General features: G+C 61.6%; 19 protein-coding genes, 1 rRNA gene and 2 riboswitches. Of the genes, 12 read left to right on the top strand and 8 right to left on the bottom strand.

The features are described from left to right. Positions 1–18: 18 nt before the first annotated feature. The 3 genes from rrf to ACTQ4R_RS12540 all read left to right on the top strand — a co-directional run bounded on the left by rrf (position 19) and on the right by ACTQ4R_RS12540 (position 969). Positions 19–134: ribosomal RNA gene (gene rrf, locus ACTQ4R_RS12550) — 5S ribosomal RNA — on the top strand. A 103-nt stretch (positions 135–237) separates the two neighbouring features. Beyond that, on the top strand, positions 238–507 hold the full coding sequence (locus ACTQ4R_RS12545) for a hypothetical protein (protein ID WP_441629189.1): 270 nt from the start codon (positions 238–240) through the stop codon (positions 505–507). A gap of 51 nt (positions 508–558) precedes the next feature. Next, entirely contained in the window at positions 559–969 is a 411-nt protein-coding gene (locus tag ACTQ4R_RS12540) for a DUF2752 domain-containing protein (RefSeq protein ID WP_441629187.1), read from the top strand. 35 nt (positions 970–1004) lie between these two features. Here the strand turns inward: ACTQ4R_RS12540 and glyA are convergent, their stop codons facing one another. From glyA to ACTQ4R_RS12520, 4 genes are all read right to left on the bottom strand, one after another. Beyond that, complete coding sequence (glyA, locus tag ACTQ4R_RS12535) at positions 1005–2252, bottom strand: serine hydroxymethyltransferase (protein WP_441629185.1); 1248 nt, start codon at positions 2250–2252, stop codon at positions 1005–1007. An 89-nt stretch (positions 2253–2341) separates the two neighbouring features. Continuing rightward, positions 2342–2929: a 5-formyltetrahydrofolate cyclo-ligase gene (locus ACTQ4R_RS12530; RefSeq protein ID WP_441629183.1), complete on the bottom strand. Its 588-nt coding sequence runs from the start codon at positions 2927–2929 to the stop codon at positions 2342–2344. Further along, the gene (dinB, locus tag ACTQ4R_RS12525; RefSeq protein ID WP_441629181.1) at positions 2926–4140 is read right to left on the bottom strand and encodes a DNA polymerase IV; all 1215 of its coding nucleotides are present in this window, start codon (positions 4138–4140) and stop codon (positions 2926–2928) included. Before dinB ends, ACTQ4R_RS12530 begins: the two co-directional genes overlap by 4 nt. 98 nt (positions 4141–4238) lie before the next feature. Next, positions 4239–4868, bottom strand: coding sequence for an ECF transporter S component (locus ACTQ4R_RS12520; RefSeq protein ID WP_441629179.1), 630 nt, complete (start codon positions 4866–4868; stop codon positions 4239–4241). Between the two features lie 106 nt (positions 4869–4974). Then, a riboswitch (FMN riboswitch) is annotated at positions 4975–5100 on the bottom strand. Positions 5101–5238: 138 nt separating this feature from the next. Between ACTQ4R_RS12520 and ACTQ4R_RS12515 the strand changes: the two genes are divergently transcribed. From ACTQ4R_RS12515 to ACTQ4R_RS12505, 3 genes are all read left to right on the top strand, one after another. Next, entirely contained in the window at positions 5239–5763 is a 525-nt protein-coding gene (locus ACTQ4R_RS12515) for an SLOG family protein (protein WP_441629178.1), read from the top strand. 63 nt (positions 5764–5826) lie between these two features. After that, positions 5827–6021: a hypothetical protein gene (locus tag ACTQ4R_RS12510; protein WP_441629177.1), complete on the top strand. Its 195-nt coding sequence runs from the start codon at positions 5827–5829 to the stop codon at positions 6019–6021. A gap of 55 nt (positions 6022–6076) precedes the next feature. Continuing rightward, positions 6077–6184, top strand: a riboswitch (TPP riboswitch). A 105-nt stretch (positions 6185–6289) separates the two neighbouring features. Beyond that, the gene (locus ACTQ4R_RS12505; RefSeq protein WP_441629175.1) at positions 6290–6958 is read left to right on the top strand and encodes an energy-coupled thiamine transporter ThiT; all 669 of its coding nucleotides are present in this window, start codon (positions 6290–6292) and stop codon (positions 6956–6958) included. Between the two features lie 37 nt (positions 6959–6995). Here the strand turns inward: ACTQ4R_RS12505 and ACTQ4R_RS12500 are convergent, their stop codons facing one another. The 3 genes from ACTQ4R_RS12500 to ACTQ4R_RS12490 are packed head-to-tail and all read right to left on the bottom strand — an operon-like array spanning position 6996 to position 9371. Continuing rightward, positions 6996–7127 carry a hypothetical protein gene (locus tag ACTQ4R_RS12500; RefSeq protein WP_441629173.1) on the bottom strand — a complete coding sequence of 44 codons (132 nt, stop codon included), beginning with the start codon at positions 7125–7127 and terminating at the stop codon, positions 6996–6998. 10 nt (positions 7128–7137) lie between these two features. Beyond that, on the bottom strand, positions 7138–9144 hold the full coding sequence (feoB, locus tag ACTQ4R_RS12495) for a ferrous iron transport protein B (RefSeq protein ID WP_441629171.1): 2007 nt from the start codon (positions 9142–9144) through the stop codon (positions 7138–7140). Beyond that, entirely contained in the window at positions 9141–9371 is a 231-nt protein-coding gene (locus tag ACTQ4R_RS12490) for a FeoA family protein (protein ID WP_441629169.1), read from the bottom strand. Before ACTQ4R_RS12490 ends, feoB begins: the two co-directional genes overlap by 4 nt. A 194-nt stretch (positions 9372–9565) precedes the next feature. Here ACTQ4R_RS12490 and ACTQ4R_RS12485 point away from each other — a divergent pair, with 194 nt between their 5' ends. Next, entirely contained in the window at positions 9566–9931 is a 366-nt protein-coding gene (locus ACTQ4R_RS12485; protein ID WP_441629167.1) for a VOC family protein, read from the top strand. A 67-nt stretch (positions 9932–9998) separates the two neighbouring features. Here ACTQ4R_RS12485 and ACTQ4R_RS12480 read toward each other — a convergent pair whose 3' ends face one another. After that, positions 9999–11255, bottom strand: a complete 1257-nt coding sequence (locus tag ACTQ4R_RS12480) for a diaminopimelate decarboxylase (RefSeq protein WP_441629165.1) — start codon at positions 11253–11255, stop codon at positions 9999–10001. Positions 11256–11509: 254 nt separating this feature from the next. Between ACTQ4R_RS12480 and yedF the strand changes: the two genes are divergently transcribed. Genes yedF through ACTQ4R_RS12455 form a run of 5 tightly spaced genes read left to right on the top strand, consistent with a single transcriptional unit; the run spans position 11510 to position 14220 of the window. Next, positions 11510–12127, top strand: coding sequence for a sulfurtransferase-like selenium metabolism protein YedF (gene yedF / locus ACTQ4R_RS12475; protein ID WP_441629163.1), 618 nt, complete (start codon positions 11510–11512; stop codon positions 12125–12127). Continuing rightward, positions 12124–13263 (top strand): aminotransferase class V-fold PLP-dependent enzyme, encoded by a 1140-nt coding sequence (locus ACTQ4R_RS12470; protein WP_441629161.1) that lies wholly within the window; start codon positions 12124–12126, stop codon positions 13261–13263. The genes yedF and ACTQ4R_RS12470 overlap by 4 nt, the downstream gene beginning before the upstream one ends. Positions 13264–13265: 2 nt before the next feature. Beyond that, a complete protein-coding gene (locus ACTQ4R_RS12465) occupies positions 13266–13502 on the top strand; it encodes a DUF3343 domain-containing protein (RefSeq protein ID WP_441629159.1) in 237 nt (78 codons plus the stop codon). Positions 13503–13518: 16 nt separating this feature from the next. Further along, on the top strand, positions 13519–13692 hold the full coding sequence (locus ACTQ4R_RS12460) for a DUF6472 family protein (protein ID WP_441629157.1): 174 nt from the start codon (positions 13519–13521) through the stop codon (positions 13690–13692). 9 nt (positions 13693–13701) lie between these two features. Continuing rightward, positions 13702–14220 (top strand): NUDIX hydrolase, encoded by a 519-nt coding sequence (locus ACTQ4R_RS12455; protein ID WP_441629155.1) that lies wholly within the window; start codon positions 13702–13704, stop codon positions 14218–14220. Positions 14221–14233 lie beyond the last annotated feature (13 nt).

Here is a 14233-nt window from a genome sequence, read left to right as displayed (position 1 = left end):
GGTAACACGGATAACGCAGTTGGTGCTGATTAGGACGAGGGTCCACCCGTTCCCATTCCGAACACGGTAGTTAAGCTCGTTTCTGCCCACAATACTTGGCTGGTGACGGCCTGGGAAGATAGGTAGCGCCAACACTGAGCGACAGTCGCAAGACTGTCGCTCTTTTTTGTTGCCCTTGTATTTTGCCGCCGGACGTGATACACTGGGCACAGTGCAAAAGAGAAAGAAGGAACGATTATGATGGATTCCAAGACCACAGGCATCGTGGCATATATCACCTGGATCGGTTTGCTGGTGGCGCTGGTGGCAGGCGACCGGGAGGGTGCAAAGTTCCACTTAAACCAGGCGCTGGTCATCTGGCTGGCGGGCCTGTTTGCCGCTATCCCCTGTATTGGTTGGATCTGGGGTATTTTCTGTTTTGTCTGCGCGGTGATGGGCTGCATCGCCGCCATCAATGGCGAGGAAAAGGAAGTCCCCTTGCTGGGCAAGATCAAGCTGCTGAAGTAAGCACAGATAAAAAAGCCGCGCAAAGCGCGGCTTTTTCTATGCGGAGGGGTTATGAACAAGCAGGTGACGGACCGTGAGGTGTATCCCGCCGTTTGGGTGACATTGACGGCATTGGGCGTGGGGGCGCTGCTGTGGAAATATGCCCTGGGGGCTCCTACCATCAGCCGCTGCTGGGTCTGGGAGCACTGGCGTATATATTGCCCCGGCTGCGGCGGGACCCGGGCGGTGTTGGCGCTGGCTCACGGACATGTTCTGCGGGCGCTGTATTACCACGCCCCTGCGGTGGTGACCGCCATCCTGGCGGCTGTGTATCTGGTCAGTCAAACCGTCTGGAGGCTGCGGGGCAGGCAGGGCTGGGTGCTGCATTATGACTCCAGGTGGCCGGGGATGCTGGCGGCGCTCTTTCTGGGGAACTGTGTGCTGCGGAATATTCTCTGGCTGGGCTTTGGATGGGGCATTTAAAAGAAGGAGGCATGGTTTTCCATGCCTCCTTATCTTTATTCGTAGATGGGGAACTGCTGGCACAGGGCGTTGACTTCTGCGCGCACCTGTTCGGCATTGGCGCCGAAATCCTCCGCGATGAGCTTCATCCACCGGGCGATCTGCACCATCTCCGGCTCCTTGAAGCCCCGGGAGGTGACGGCGGGAGTGCCCACCCGGATGCCGCTGGTGACGAAGGGCTTTTCCGGGTCGTTGGGGATGGCGTTTTTGTTGACGGTGATCTGGACCTCGTCCAGCCGGTGCTCGAACTCCTTGCCGGTGATGTGGAAATTCCGCACGTCCACCAGCATCAGATGGTTATCCGTGCCGCCGGACACCAGTCGGAAACCGTTTTTCACCAGCTCATCCGCCAGGACCTTGGCGTTTTTCACGATCTGCTGGGCATAGGCTTTGAATTCCGGCTTCAGCGCCTCGCCGAAGCACACGGCTTTCGCGGCAATGATATGCTCCAGCGGACCGCCCTGGGTTCCCGGGAACACGGCGGAGTTGATCTTCTTGTAGATGGCCTCGTCGTTGCAGAGGATCAAGCCGCCCCGGGGGCCCCGAAGGGTCTTGTGGGTGGTGGTGGTCACCACGTCGGCATAGGGAATGGGCGAGGGGTGGACACCGGCGGCCACCAATCCGGCAATGTGGGCCATGTCCACCATCAGATAGGCGCCCACGGCGTCGGCCACTTCCCGGAATTTGGCGAAGTCGATGACGCGGGGATAGGCGGAGGCACCGGCCACGATGAGCTTGGGTTTGCACGCCTTGGCAACGTCCAGCAGCTTGTCATAATCGATCAGTTCCGTCTCGTCGTCCAGGCCGTAAGGAACTACGTGGAAGTACTTGCCGGAGATATTCACTGGGCTGCCGTGGCTGAGATGGCCACCGTGGGCCAGGTTCATGCCCAGCACCGTGTCGCCGGGCTGCAGGAGGGCAAAGAACACCGCCAGGTTGGCATTGGCGCCGGAGTGGGGCTGGACGTTGGCATAATTGCAGCCGAACAGCTGGCAGGCCCGCTTCCGGGCGATCTCCTCCGTTACGTCCACGGCGTAGCAGCCGCCGTAATAGCGCTTGCCGGGATACCCCTCGGCGTACTTGTTGGTCAGGCAGGTGCCCATGGCCAGCATGACGGCGGGACTGACGATGTTTTCGGAAGCGATGAGCTCAATGTTGCGGCGCTCGCGGGCAAATTCCTCCCGAATGGAAGCGCCCACCTCGGGGTCGTATTGGGAAATGAAGTCCATGTTTTTCTGCACCATGGGAATATCTTCCTTTGATGTTGAATAGATGGTCTCTATTGTATGTGATTTTTTGCCCACTGACAAGCAGAACCTGCTAATGGCAGGTATTAGCCCAGCCTTGCCGGGGTGCCGTCCTCGTACAGGCCAGTTTCCGTCAGTACCCAGGGGATGGGATAGTCGTGGGGCTCCAGGGGGATCTCCTCCCGGATGAGCTTTTCCCGGCACAGCAGCACCGTTCCGCCCCGGTAATTGGAAAGAAAGCGGTCATAGTAGCCGCCGCCCTGTCCCAGCCGCTGACCCAGGTGGCTGCAGGTGAGGCAGGGGAGAATGGCCAGGTCCACATCGTCCGGATTCATCACCGGCGCGGACTCCGGCGGCTCCGGGATGCCGTAGGCGCCGGGAGACAGCTCCTCCAAAGAGCGGAGCTGCCGCAGCTCCATGATGCCGGGGCCGGTGCACCGGGGGACGCTGAGGCGCTTCCCGGCGGCCAGGGCGTGGGCCAGGATGGGGCGGGTGTCGATCTCATGGTCGGTGCCAACGAAGCAGAACACCGCCGAAGCAGCCTGGTATTCCGGCATGGCTAACAGGTGGGCGCAGATGGAGCGGCTGCTGGCAGCTTTGTATTTGTCCGACAGCTGGCGTTCCAAGGCCCGCATGGTCCGGCGCAGCCGCTGTTTTTCCTCTTGCTTGGTCATGGAAGGGGGTCCTCCTCTTTTTCGGTATGGGCGGCGCCGAAGGAGATGGCGCCTGCGCCGTATTTGCCCCGGATGCGGTCCATGGCGGCCTCCAGCTTTTCCTGCCGTTCCTTTTGGGGAGCGGCAGCGGCATCGAACAGGTCCACCTGCTCGTAGGCCTCTCCCTCCCGGACCAGGTGGATGGCCGTGACAGTCAAAGCCCGGATGGGAGTGGGGGGCTTCCACAAAAGCGCCGTCAAGTCCATGGCGGCCTGGGTGATGTCCCGGATGAGGTGGGTGGGGGTGGACAGCTGGGTCTGCCGGGAGCGGTCGTGGAACTCCGGGTCCCGGATCGTCACCTGGACACCGCCGGCGTACAGGCCGTACTGCCGCAGCCGGGTGGCCACGGAGTCCGCCAGTATGGCGATGCCGCCTTTCACCTGCCCCTGCGTGGTGAGGTTTTTGGAGAAGGTGGTGCCGTTGCCCACGGATTTCACCGGCTCCGCCGCGTACCGGGAGCGGACCGGCTCCCGGTCCAGGCCATTGGCGTATTCGTGCAGCTGGACGCCCAGCTTGCCCATGACGGTCTCCAGCATCTCCACCCGGCAGGCCGCCAGCTGGCCGATGGTCTCCACGCCGTACTGCCGCAGCAGCTTCCGGGCTGCGGCGCCTACAAACAGCAGGTCCCCCACCGGCAGGGGCCACACCAGCTCTTTCCAGTTTTCCTGGGAAATAACGGTGGTGGCGTCTGGCTTTTTGTAGTCACTGCCCAGCTTGGCAAACACCTTGTTGAAGCTGACGCCCACGGACAGCGTCAGTCCCAGCTCCTGTTTTATCCGCTGGCGCAGGGCATCCGCCAGGGTCTTGGCGTCCCCGCCGAACAGGTGCAATGAGCCAGTGATGTCCAGCCAGCTCTCGTCGATGCCGAAGGGCTCCACAAGGTCTGTGTATTCCTCGTAGATGGCGTTGACCTTCCGGGAGTACTCCCGGTACAACTCGTGGTGGGGCGGCAGCAGCACCAGGGCGGGGCATTTCTTTTTGGCCTGCCAGATGGTCTCCGCCGTTTGGACGCCGCAGCGCTTGGCAGGCTCATTTTTGGCCAGAATGATGCCGTGGCGGGAGGCGGGATCTCCGCAGACGGCCGTGGGGATGTCCCGCAGGTCCGGGTGGCTCAGCAGCTCCACGGAGGCGTAAAAACAGTTGAGGTCGCAGTGGAGAATGATACGGTCCATGGCGCCGCCCTCCTTTCTGCTTCCATGATAGCACATCTGTTCGGCTTTGGGAAGAGCAAAGGCGGCGTGCTTTCGCACGCCGCCTTTGGAAAATATGCTCACTTGTGCAGCAGGGGAGACAGGGGCTTGTAGATCAGGAAGCACAGCAGCACGTCCAGCATGCCCTTGCAGAAAGTGAAGGGCATATTGAAGATGGTCAGACATTTGATGAGGCTGTCGGCGGAGGGGAGAATGGCCTGGTACATGCCGATGATGGCGTCCAGCGGCAGGCCGTAGCACACCACGTAAGCGGGATAAACCACGAAGTAGTTCAGCGGCACGGAGACCACCGCCATCAACGCGGCGCCCACCAGGGAGCCCAGCAAAGCGCTTTTGCGGCTCTTTTTCAGCTGGTAGATGAAGCCGGCGGCCAGGCAGAACACGGAGCCCAGCAGGAAGTTGCAAAGCTCACCCACATAGGCGGAGGAGGTGCCCTTGAACAGAATGTGCAGCAGGTTCTTCAAAAGGGTGACGGCCACGCCGTACACAGGGCCCAGAGAGAAGGCGGCCAGCAGCTCCGGCAGGTCGGAGATGTCCATTTTCACGAAGGAAGGGATCAGGGCGGGAATGGGGAACTCAATGAACATCAGCACAAAGGCTACGGCGGACAGCATGGCGGTGACTGTCAGCTTGTGGGTACGGCTGCGGCTGGCGGTGGCGGGAACGGCGTTGGCATTGGAATTGGACATAAAAAATACACTCCTTTGTTCGTTTGAAAACACCCTGGACGCTTTGACTTCTCCAAGGTGAACAAACAACAAAGAAGCGCATGCAAAACATGCGCGGCCCTGCCGCACTCATCTTCTTCCATCCAGACTATACTGTTGGTCCCGGAGTTGCACCGGGTCAGCGGATATCTTGCGATATCCGGTCGCGGACTTTACCGCCAGTGGGGAATCACACCCCGCCCTGAAGACAAAGTATTCAGTTGCTTTCTGTGGGATAGTATACGGCAGGATGATGAAAAATGCAACCCCAATTTTCAAATATCCTCTCTTTACAAAAGCAAACAGATGTTCTATACTGAGAGCAATACGATTCCGGAAAGGAGGCGGTGCCATGAGGGCCCGGCAGGAATCCTGCTGCTTCACCGGCCATCGGCCGGGCAAGCTACCCTGGAAATACAATGAGGCGGATGCCCGCTGTCTGGCGCTGAAGCGGCGGATGATGGACGCGGTGGAGGCTGCCTATGAGGAGGGCTACCGCCATTTCCTCTGTGGCATGGCCATGGGCTGCGACCTGTACTTCTGCGAATGTGTTTTGGCCCTGCGGGAGCGTCATCCCGACGTGACGGTGGAGGCCGCCATCCCCTGCCCCAGCCAGGCGGACAAGTGGCCTGCCGGCCAGCGGCAGCGGTATGCGCAGTTGGTGGCGGCCTGCGATTTCGAGACCCTGGTCTCCCAGCGGTATACCTCCGCCTGCATGCAGCGGCGGGACCGCTATATGGTGGACCACGCATCCCTGCTGATCGCCGCCTTTGACGGCTCCGCCGGCGGCACCCGGTACACGGTGGAGTACGCCATGGGACGGGGGCTGGACATTGTGGACCTGCCCATCGTCACAGAAGATTTTACGGACTTTTAACGAAAAAACGCTTGTGCCTCTTCTTTTGGCTGGGTATGCTGAAAGGAGAGAGGCGGTGAGGCGGTGAACGTCACGGGACAGATCCGAAAATTGGAGCGAATGGGCTTTTCCGGCCATGTGCTGGACCGTGCCGTGGCTCTGGCCGGCTCCCGGCGGCTGGTGTATGAGGATCTGTGCCGGGCAGTGGAGGAGCGCGCCATGACGCCGGTGGAGGCGCTGCGGACTGTGGAGCGGACGCTGGAGGCGGCTGAGCCGTGAAAAGGGCTTGCATCCCGGCGAAAAGCATGATATGCTGTTTTCAGTCAACTGAATAGATCGTGAGCTGGGGAGCTTGTTATACAGGCTGAGAGGAAGTTACGGAACTTCGACCCTTGTACCTGAGGTGGACAATGCCAACGTAGGGAGCCGTCATGATATGGTCATTCCATAGAATACCGAACCGCCCTCCCGGCATGCCGGGAGGGCGGTTTTACACTTCAGGGCAAACTATACGCACGATCAAAACAAAAACGAGGAGGAATGAACAATGATGAGTTGGCTGGTCAATGGAGAGGGCGGTCTGACCACCGCCGGTTATGTGGTGAGTATTTTGGCGATGGTGGTGTGCCTTGGGGCGGGTCTGGCCCTGGCAGACCGGGGCGGAAAGGAGCGGGGCTTTGCTCCCCGGCAGCTGGCTTACTGCGCCATGGCGGTGGCGCTGGCGTATGTGACCAGCTTTATCAAGCTGTTCAAGCTGCCCTACGGCGGCTCCGTCACCTTGATGAGCATGCTGTTCATCGTGCTGGTGGCCAACTGGTACGGTGTCCAGACCGGCATCCTGGTGGGCTTTGCCTACGGCCTGCTGCAATTTTTGCAGGAGCCCTATGTGCTCAGCGTGTTCCAGGTATGCTGCGACTATGTGCTGGCCTTCGCGGCTCTGGGCCTGGCGGGCCTGTTCCGGAACAAGGGGAAAAACGGCCTGCTGGCGGGTTACATCACGGCGGTGCTGGTCCGGGGCTTTTTCCATTCCCTGGGCGGGTATTTGTACTGGATGGACTACATGCCGGAGAACTTCCCCCAGAGCTTGGCGGCGCTGTATCCCATCATTTACAATTACAGCTACCTGCTGGCGGAGGGCCTCGTCACCGTGGTGGTGCTGAAGGTGCCGGCGGTGGAAAAGGCGCTGGAGCGTATCCGTAAAAGCGCGGTGCGGTAAAAACGACCCCGGACGGGTTCTCCGTCCGGGGTTGTCCTTATCTGTTCCGTTTTTTGCAGCCGCCGCAGCACCCGCCGCAGCACCCGCCGCAGCCGCCCCTGCGGCGAAAGCAGGACCGCAGGGCAAGCGCCAGCCAGACGCCGAGACCGGCCAGGATCAAAAGCTCCATACGCCCCTCCTTATACCATCAGCAATGCGGCGCGGTACACCAGGAAGGCGACCGCCCAGGCTACGGCGCACTGGCTGAGAGCCACGCCGGCGGCTTTCCAGCCGGAGCCCAGCTCCCGCTTTACCGCGGAGATGGCGGCCACGCAGGGAGTGTACAGCAGGGTGAACACCAGGAAGCTGACAGCGGTGATGGGGGAGAAGAGGTTGCCCAGGGCGGCCACGGTCACATCGGTGCCGGCGCCGGTGAGGATGCCCAGGGTGGAGATGACGGATTCCTTGGCGATAAAGCCGGTGATAAGGGCGGTAGATACCCGCCAGTCGCCAAAGCCCAGGGGCTTGAACAGCGGCGCGATCCAAACGCCCACGGTGGCCAGCAGGCTGTCGGCGCTGTCTGCCACCAGGTTCAGCCGGGTGTCAAAGGTCTGGAGGAACCAGACGAGGATGGTGGCCACGAAGATGATGGTGAAAGCCCGGGTCAAAAAGTCCTTGGCCTTGTCCCAGCAAAGCTGCCCCACACTCTTGGCGGAGGGGAAACGGTAGTTGGGCAGCTCCATGACGAAGGGGACGGGGTTGCCCTTGAAGGCAGTGGCGCCCAGCAGCTTGGCGGCGGCGATGCCCACCACGATGCCCAGGACATACAGCGCGATCATCACCAGCGCCGCGTACTGGGGGAAGAAGGCGGCGGCGAACACGCTGTAAATGGGGATCTTGGCGGAGCAGCTCATGAAGGGCGTCAGCAGAATGGTCATGCGGCGGTCCCGCTCCGAGGCCAGTGTCCGGGTAGCCATGATGGCGGGCACGGAGCAGCCAAAGCCGATGAGCATGGGCACGATGCTGCGGCCGGACAGGCCCATTTTCCGCAGCAGCTGGTCCATGACGAAGGCCACCCGGGCCATGTAGCCGGTGTCCTCCAGAATGGACAGGAAGAAGAACAGCACCACGATGATGGGCAGGAAGCTCAGCACGCTGCCCACGCCGGCGAACACGCCGTCGATGACCAGGCTCTGGACCACCGGATTCAGGCCGTAGGCTGTCAGCGCTGCGTCAACGATGGAGGTGAGGGAGTCGATGCCGGCGGCCAGCAGGTCCGACAAAAAGGCGCCGATGACGTTGAAGGTCAGATAGAAAATGCCCAGCATGATGCCGAAAAACAACGGCAGGGCCAGGTACTTGTCGGTGACCACCCGGTCGATGGCCTCGCTGCGGGCCCGCTCCTTGGATTCCCGGCACTTGACCACCGTTTTGGCGCAGACACGTTCGATAAAGGTATAGCGCATGTCCGCCAGGGCGGCGTTGCGGTCCATGCCGCACTCGGACTCCATCTCCTGGACGCTGTGCTCAATGAGCTCCAGTTCGTTCTGGTCCAGATCCAACCGGACGCGGATGTCCTCGTCCTCCTCAATGAGCTTGGTGGCGGCGAAGCGCACCGGCAGTTGGGCGGACTCGGCGTGGTCCTCGATCTGGTGGACCACCGCGTGAATACAGCGGTGGACGGGGCCGGGGGTGCAAAAGTCGTAGACCGCCGGATAGACCCGGTTTTTTGCCGTGAGGACGGCGATTTTCACCAGCTCGTCCACACCCTGGTTCTTGGCGGCGGAAATGGGCACCACCGGGATGCCAAGGGCACGGCTCATGCCCTGGATGTCGATGGTGCCGCCGCCCGCGGACACCTCGTCCATCATGTTCAGCGCCAGCACCATGGGGATGCGCATCTCCATGAGCTGCAGCGTCAAGTACAGGTTGCGCTCAATGTTGGTGGCGTCCACGATGTTGATGATGCCGTCGGGCCGCTGATTCAAAATGAAATCCCGGGTGACGATCTCCTCCGGCGTGTAGGGCCGGATGGAGTAGATGCCGGGCAGGTCCACCACGGTGCAGTCCTTTTGACCACGGATCTCACCGGATTTCTGGTCCACGGTGACGCCGGGAAAATTGCCCACATGCTGGTTAGAGCCGGTGAGCTGGTTGAACAGGGTGGTCTTGCCGCAGTTTTGGTTGCCGGCCAGGGCGAAGATCATACTTCCCTCACCTCCACCTGGATGTTCCGGGCATCCTCCTTCCGCAGGGAAAGGGAGTAGCCCCGCACCCGCAGCTCGATCGGGTCGCCCAAGGGGGCGATCTTTTCCACCCGGACAGTGGTCTTGGGGATGAGGCCCATGTCCAGCAGCCGCAGGCGCAGCGCACCGGCGCCGCCTACGGCGGTGATGACAGCATCCTGCCCCAAAGGCAGCAGATCTAAAGTCATATGTATCCCTCCAAAAGTTAGCCTTTTCTAACTGCGGAAAGTTTATCACGACTAACTGCTTCCGTCAAATGGAAAACTGTTAAAAAAGCGAAAAAACTTTTCCGGTGGATTTGTGTAAGGCGGCGAGAGCCGGGACGGGGAAAGGCGCTTGCGGCAGGGGCCGCTCTGTGTTACACTGGTCCTGAGGTGATTATATGCTGACATTCAACCATTTTAATTTCAATGTTTCCGACCTGGACAAGTCCCTCCGGTTTTACAAGGATGCCCTGGGACTGGAGCCGGTGCGCCGGAAGGAGGCTGAGGACGGCAGCTTCGTTATCGTGTTTTTGGGCGACGGGCAGACGGACTTCCGGCTGGAGCTGACATGGCTGCGGGACCACCCCCAGAAGTATGACCTGGGCGAGTGCGAGTTCCACCTGGCCCTGCGGGCGGACGATTACGAGGCGGCCCACAAGCGCCACGAGGAGATGGGCTGCATCTGCTTTGAAAACCCAAAGATGGGCATTTACTTCATCTCCGACCCCGACGGCTACTGGATCGAGATCATCCCCACCCGGTAAGAAATATTGGACAGCAAAAACCTCCGGCGCGGCTCAATGAACTGCACCGGAGGTTCTTTGTCGGGATTTACCACACCAGGGGAGCGAAGTAATCCTCCACGGTCTCCGCCCTTCGGATGAGCTCCACGCTGCCGTCCTGGCGGAGCAGCAGCTCGGCGGAGCGGAGCTTGCCGTTGTAGTTGTAGCCCATGGAGTGGCCGTGGGCGCCGGCGTCGTGGATGACCAGCAGGTCTCCCATGTCGATTTTGGGCAGCATCCGGTCTATGGCGAACTTGTCGTTATTTTCGCACAGGCCGCCCACCACGTCGTATTTGTGGTCGCAGGGAGCGTCCTCCTTGCCCATGACGGTGATGTGGTGGTAGGAACCGTACATGGCGGGGCGCATCAAGTTGCAGGCGCAGGCGTCCACGCCGATGTATTCCTTGTAGATGTGCTTTTCGTGGATGGCCCGGGTGACCAAGTGGCCGTAGGGGGCCAGCATGAACCGGCCCAGCTCCGTGTACAGGGCCACATCTCCCATACCGGCGGGCACCAAAATCTCCTCATAGGCCTTGCGGACGCCCTCGCCGATGACGGCGATATCGTTGGCCGGCTGCTCGGGACGGTAGGGGATGCCCACGCCGCCGGAGAGGTTGATGAAGGAGATGTGGACGCCGGTCTCCGCCTTTAGGTCCGCGGCCAGCTGGAACAGAATGCGGGCCAGGGCGGGGTAATACTCATTGGAAAGGGTGTTGGAGGCCAGGAAGGAGTGGATGCCGAACTCCCGGGCACCCATGGCGGACAGCCGCCGGAAAGCCTCGGCGATCTGAGAGCGGGTCATGCCGTACTTGGCGTCGCCGGGGTTGTCCATCACCTGGAAGCCCTCCCGGGTCTCGCCCAGGGTGAACATGCCGCCGGGATTGAAGCGGCAGCAAATTTTTTCGGGAATGCTGCCCACGGCCTTTTCCAGGGCGTCCACCAGCGTTAGGTCGTCCAGGTTGATGATGGCGCCCAGCTTGGCGGCCAGACGGAACTCCTCATCCGGCGTGTCGTTGGAGGAGAACATGATGTGCTCCCCGGTGATGCCGCAGCGCTCGGACATCAAAAGCTCTGTCTTGGAGGAGCAGTCACAGCCGCAGCCCTCCTCCTTCAGAATCTTCAAAATGGCGGGGGTGGGAGTGGCCTTCACGGCGAAATACTCCCGGTAGCCGGGGTTCCAGGCAAAGGCGGCTTTCAGCCGGCGGGCGTTTTCCCGGATGCCGGCTTCATCGTAAATATGAAACGGAGTGGGGTACTGGGCGGCGATTGCCTCCAGCTGTTCCCGGGTGACGAATGGTTTTTTCATGGATAAGACCTCGATCCTTCTTTGCGGCCGCCGCTGCCGGGCCGGCACGAATATTTTTTATTCTACGGTGAAAGAGGGAAGCCTGTCAAGGAAATTGTGGGAAAAAGAGGAAAATGGGGGGCTTTCAGACAAAAAGCGGGAAAAACGCTTTCCTATGGCGATGTTCTTTTCAAAAAATAGCCCTTGCCTTTCAAGACGCCTCACAGTACAATGGAGAAAATACAACGCCTGCGGGCGGGAAAAGAGGAGCGCATATGGCAAACATCCTTGTGAACGCGGTGGGGGAGCAGTGCCCCATCCCGGTGGTGAAGGCCACCCGAGCCCTGCGGGAGATGACGGAGCCGGGGACCCTGGAGGTCCATGTGGACAATGAGATCGCCGTTCAGAACCTAACGAGAATGGCTGCCGGCAACCACCTGCCTGTCCGTTCGGAAAAGATAGGGGAGAAGGAGTTCGTGGTCACCATGGAGGTGGCGGAGCCGGCGGGGCAGGCTCCCCGGCAGGAGCCGGAGCTCACCTGTGTGCCGGACAGCCGGGGAGACCTCCTGGTGGCGGTGGACACGGATGTCATGGGCCGGGGCAGCGACGAGCTGGGCAGGACGCTGATGAAGGGCTTTTTGTTTGCCGTCAGCCAGCTGCCGCAGCTGCCCAAGACCATGCTGTTCTATAACGGCGGCGCCCGCCTGACCACGGAGGGCTCCGCATCTCTGGAGGACCTCAAGAGCATGGAGGCCCAGGGGGTGGAGATCCTCACCTGCGGCACCTGCTTGAACCACTACGGTCTGACGGAGCAGTTGGCGGTGGGGTCTGTGACGAATATGTACACCATTGTGGAAAAGCTGGCAGGAGCCGGAAAGGTCGTCAAGCCGTGATCTATCTGGACAATGCCGCCACCACCAGGCCTAAGCCGCCCGGTGTGGCGGCGGCTGTTACCGCCGCCATGGACGCTTACGGCAACAGCGGCCGGGGTGCCCATGATGAGGCCTTGGCGGCGTCCCGGGGCATCTACGCCGTCCGGCGGAGGCTTGCGGACCTCTTCGGCGGTCCGGGGGCGGACCGTGTGGCCTTCACGCCTAACTCCACCATGGCGCTGAACATCGCCATCTCCGGCTTGCTGGGGCCGGCGGACCATGTCATCTCCACCGATTGGGAGCATAACTCCGTCCTGCGGCCCCTGTACCGCCTGCGGGAGCAGGGCGCGGCGGTGGATTTTGTCCCGGCGGACCGGCGGGGACAGCTGGACTACGGCGCCTTTTCCCGGCTGCTGCGGCCCAATACCCGGGCTGTGGTCTGTACCCACGGCTCCAACCTCACCGGGGACTTGACGGACATTGAATGGATCGGGGATTTCTGCCACCGGCATGGGCTGCTGTTCATTCTGGATGCCTCCCAGACGGCGGGGATGGTCCCCATCCACATGGCGCGGCAGCACATTGATGTGGTGTGCTTTACCGGACACAAAAGCCTGCTGGGCCCCCAGGGAACCGGCGGGCTGTGTGTGGGGGAGGGCGTGGACATCCGCCCCTTTGCCGTGGGCGGCACCGGCGTGCAGAGCTTTTCCGAGACCCAGCCGGCGGAGTACCCCACCCGTCTGGAGGCCGGTACCCTCAACAGCCACGGCATCGCGGGCCTGGGCGCCGCCCTGGAGTATCTCCGGACTGTGGGGGCAGAAACCGTCCGCACCCGGGAAGAGGCCCTGGCCCGGCGGTTTTACCAGGCGGTCCGGGGTATTCCCGGCGTCACGGTGTACGGCGACTTTTCCGCAGAAGAGCGGGCGCCCATCGTCACGCTGAACATCGGGGACTATGACTCCGCCGAGGTCTCCGACCAGCTGGCGGAGCGCTTCGGCATCGCCACCCGTCCCGGCGCCCACTGCGCGCCCCGGCTCCACCGGGCCCTGGGCACGGCGGAACAGGGAGCCGTTCGCTTCTCCTGGGGCTGGGCCAACACGGAGGCGGAGACCGACGCGGCGGCGGAGGCGGTCCGCGTCCTGGCAACGGAGGAGTGACCATGCGGGAGAGGACGGAAAAATGCGTGGTGACCTTCCGCACCACCACCGGCGCCATGGCCATGGAGGGCCTTTGCCGGGAGAACAACGTGCCGGGTCGGCTCATTCCCGTGCCCCGGTCCATCACGGCTGGCTGCGGCCTCTGCTGGGCGGCGCCCTGGGAGGCCCGGGAGGCCGTGGAGGCCCTGGTGATGAAAGAACACTTGGATGTGGACGGAATCTATGCTATAATCCTTTAGCAAAGGAGAGGATGATATGGCAGCCAACTGCGAAGAGTGTGTGCACTACGACTATGACGATGAGACGGAGTCCTACTACTGCACCATGGACCTGGACGAGGACGAGATGGAGCGGTTTCTCCGCAGCGCCAACAACGCCTGCCCCTTTTACCGGCTGGGCGATGATTACAAAACAGCCCGGCGGCAGTGAGGTGAAGGTATGGAATTGGTAGACCTGTACGATGAAAACCGCGCGCCTCTGGGAAAAACGGCGGAGCGTTACGGAAAGAAAGGACCCGGCGAATACCGCACGGTGGTCCACGTGTGTTTGTTTGACAGCCGGGACCGGCTGCTCATCCAGCGGCGGACCGCCGGCAAGCGGGTCTGGCCGGAGAAGTGGGACGTGTCCGTGGGCGGCGGCGTGGACGCCGGCGAGACCAGCCGCCAGGGAGCGGAGCGGGAGTTCCGGGAGGAGCTGGGCTATCCCCTGGACCTGGGCGGCCTGCGGCCCGCGGTGACGGTGAACTTCGGCGGCGGTTTCGATGACTTTTTCATCCTGCGCCGGGATGTGGACATTGCCAGCTTCCGCCTGCAGGCGGAGGAGGTGTCCGCCGTGCGGTGGGTGACGCTGCCGGAGCTTTTGGACATGGTGGACGAGGGGAGCTTCATCCCCTATCCCAAGAGTTTTTTGCAGTTCCTGTTTGACATGCGGGACAGCTTCGGTTTTCCCACGAAATAAGACGAAACAGCAC

The organism is Dysosmobacter sp. Sow4_B12, assembly GCF_052116665.1.
Classification (GTDB): domain Bacteria; phylum Bacillota; class Clostridia; order Oscillospirales; family Oscillospiraceae; genus Oscillibacter.
The sequence above is the reverse complement of the archived record's forward strand: the minus strand, read 5'-3'. Positions and strand labels throughout refer to the sequence as shown.

Bases quoted from the DNA above. Each gene is read 5' to 3' on its own strand.
- ACTQ4R_RS12545 (WP_441629189.1), top strand. From the start codon at position 238: ATGATGGATTCCAAGACCACAGGCATCGTGGCATATATCACCTGGATC.
- ACTQ4R_RS12540 (WP_441629187.1), top strand. From the start codon at position 559: ATGAACAAGCAGGTGACGGACCGTGAGGTGTATCCCGCCGTTTGGGTG.
- glyA (WP_441629185.1), bottom strand. From the start codon at position 2,252: ATGGTGCAGAAAAACATGGACTTCATTTCCCAATACGACCCCGAGGTG.
- ACTQ4R_RS12530 (WP_441629183.1), bottom strand. From the start codon at position 2,929: ATGACCAAGCAAGAGGAAAAACAGCGGCTGCGCCGGACCATGCGGGCC.
- dinB (WP_441629181.1), bottom strand. From the start codon at position 4,140: ATGGACCGTATCATTCTCCACTGCGACCTCAACTGTTTTTACGCCTCC.
- ACTQ4R_RS12520 (WP_441629179.1), bottom strand. From the start codon at position 4,868: ATGTCCAATTCCAATGCCAACGCCGTTCCCGCCACCGCCAGCCGCAGC.
- ACTQ4R_RS12515 (WP_441629178.1), top strand. From the start codon at position 5,239: ATGAGGGCCCGGCAGGAATCCTGCTGCTTCACCGGCCATCGGCCGGGC.
- ACTQ4R_RS12505 (WP_441629175.1), top strand. From the start codon at position 6,290: ATGATGAGTTGGCTGGTCAATGGAGAGGGCGGTCTGACCACCGCCGGT.
- ACTQ4R_RS12500 (WP_441629173.1), bottom strand. From the start codon at position 7,127: ATGGAGCTTTTGATCCTGGCCGGTCTCGGCGTCTGGCTGGCGCTTGCC.
- feoB (WP_441629171.1), bottom strand. From the start codon at position 9,144: ATGATCTTCGCCCTGGCCGGCAACCAAAACTGCGGCAAGACCACCCTG.
- ACTQ4R_RS12490 (WP_441629169.1), bottom strand. From the start codon at position 9,371: ATGACTTTAGATCTGCTGCCTTTGGGGCAGGATGCTGTCATCACCGCC.
- ACTQ4R_RS12485 (WP_441629167.1), top strand. From the start codon at position 9,566: ATGCTGACATTCAACCATTTTAATTTCAATGTTTCCGACCTGGACAAG.
- ACTQ4R_RS12480 (WP_441629165.1), bottom strand. From the start codon at position 11,255: ATGAAAAAACCATTCGTCACCCGGGAACAGCTGGAGGCAATCGCCGCC.
- yedF (WP_441629163.1), top strand. From the start codon at position 11,510: ATGGCAAACATCCTTGTGAACGCGGTGGGGGAGCAGTGCCCCATCCCG.
- ACTQ4R_RS12465 (WP_441629159.1), top strand. From the start codon at position 13,266: ATGCGGGAGAGGACGGAAAAATGCGTGGTGACCTTCCGCACCACCACC.
- ACTQ4R_RS12460 (WP_441629157.1), top strand. From the start codon at position 13,519: ATGGCAGCCAACTGCGAAGAGTGTGTGCACTACGACTATGACGATGAG.
- ACTQ4R_RS12455 (WP_441629155.1), top strand. From the start codon at position 13,702: ATGGAATTGGTAGACCTGTACGATGAAAACCGCGCGCCTCTGGGAAAA.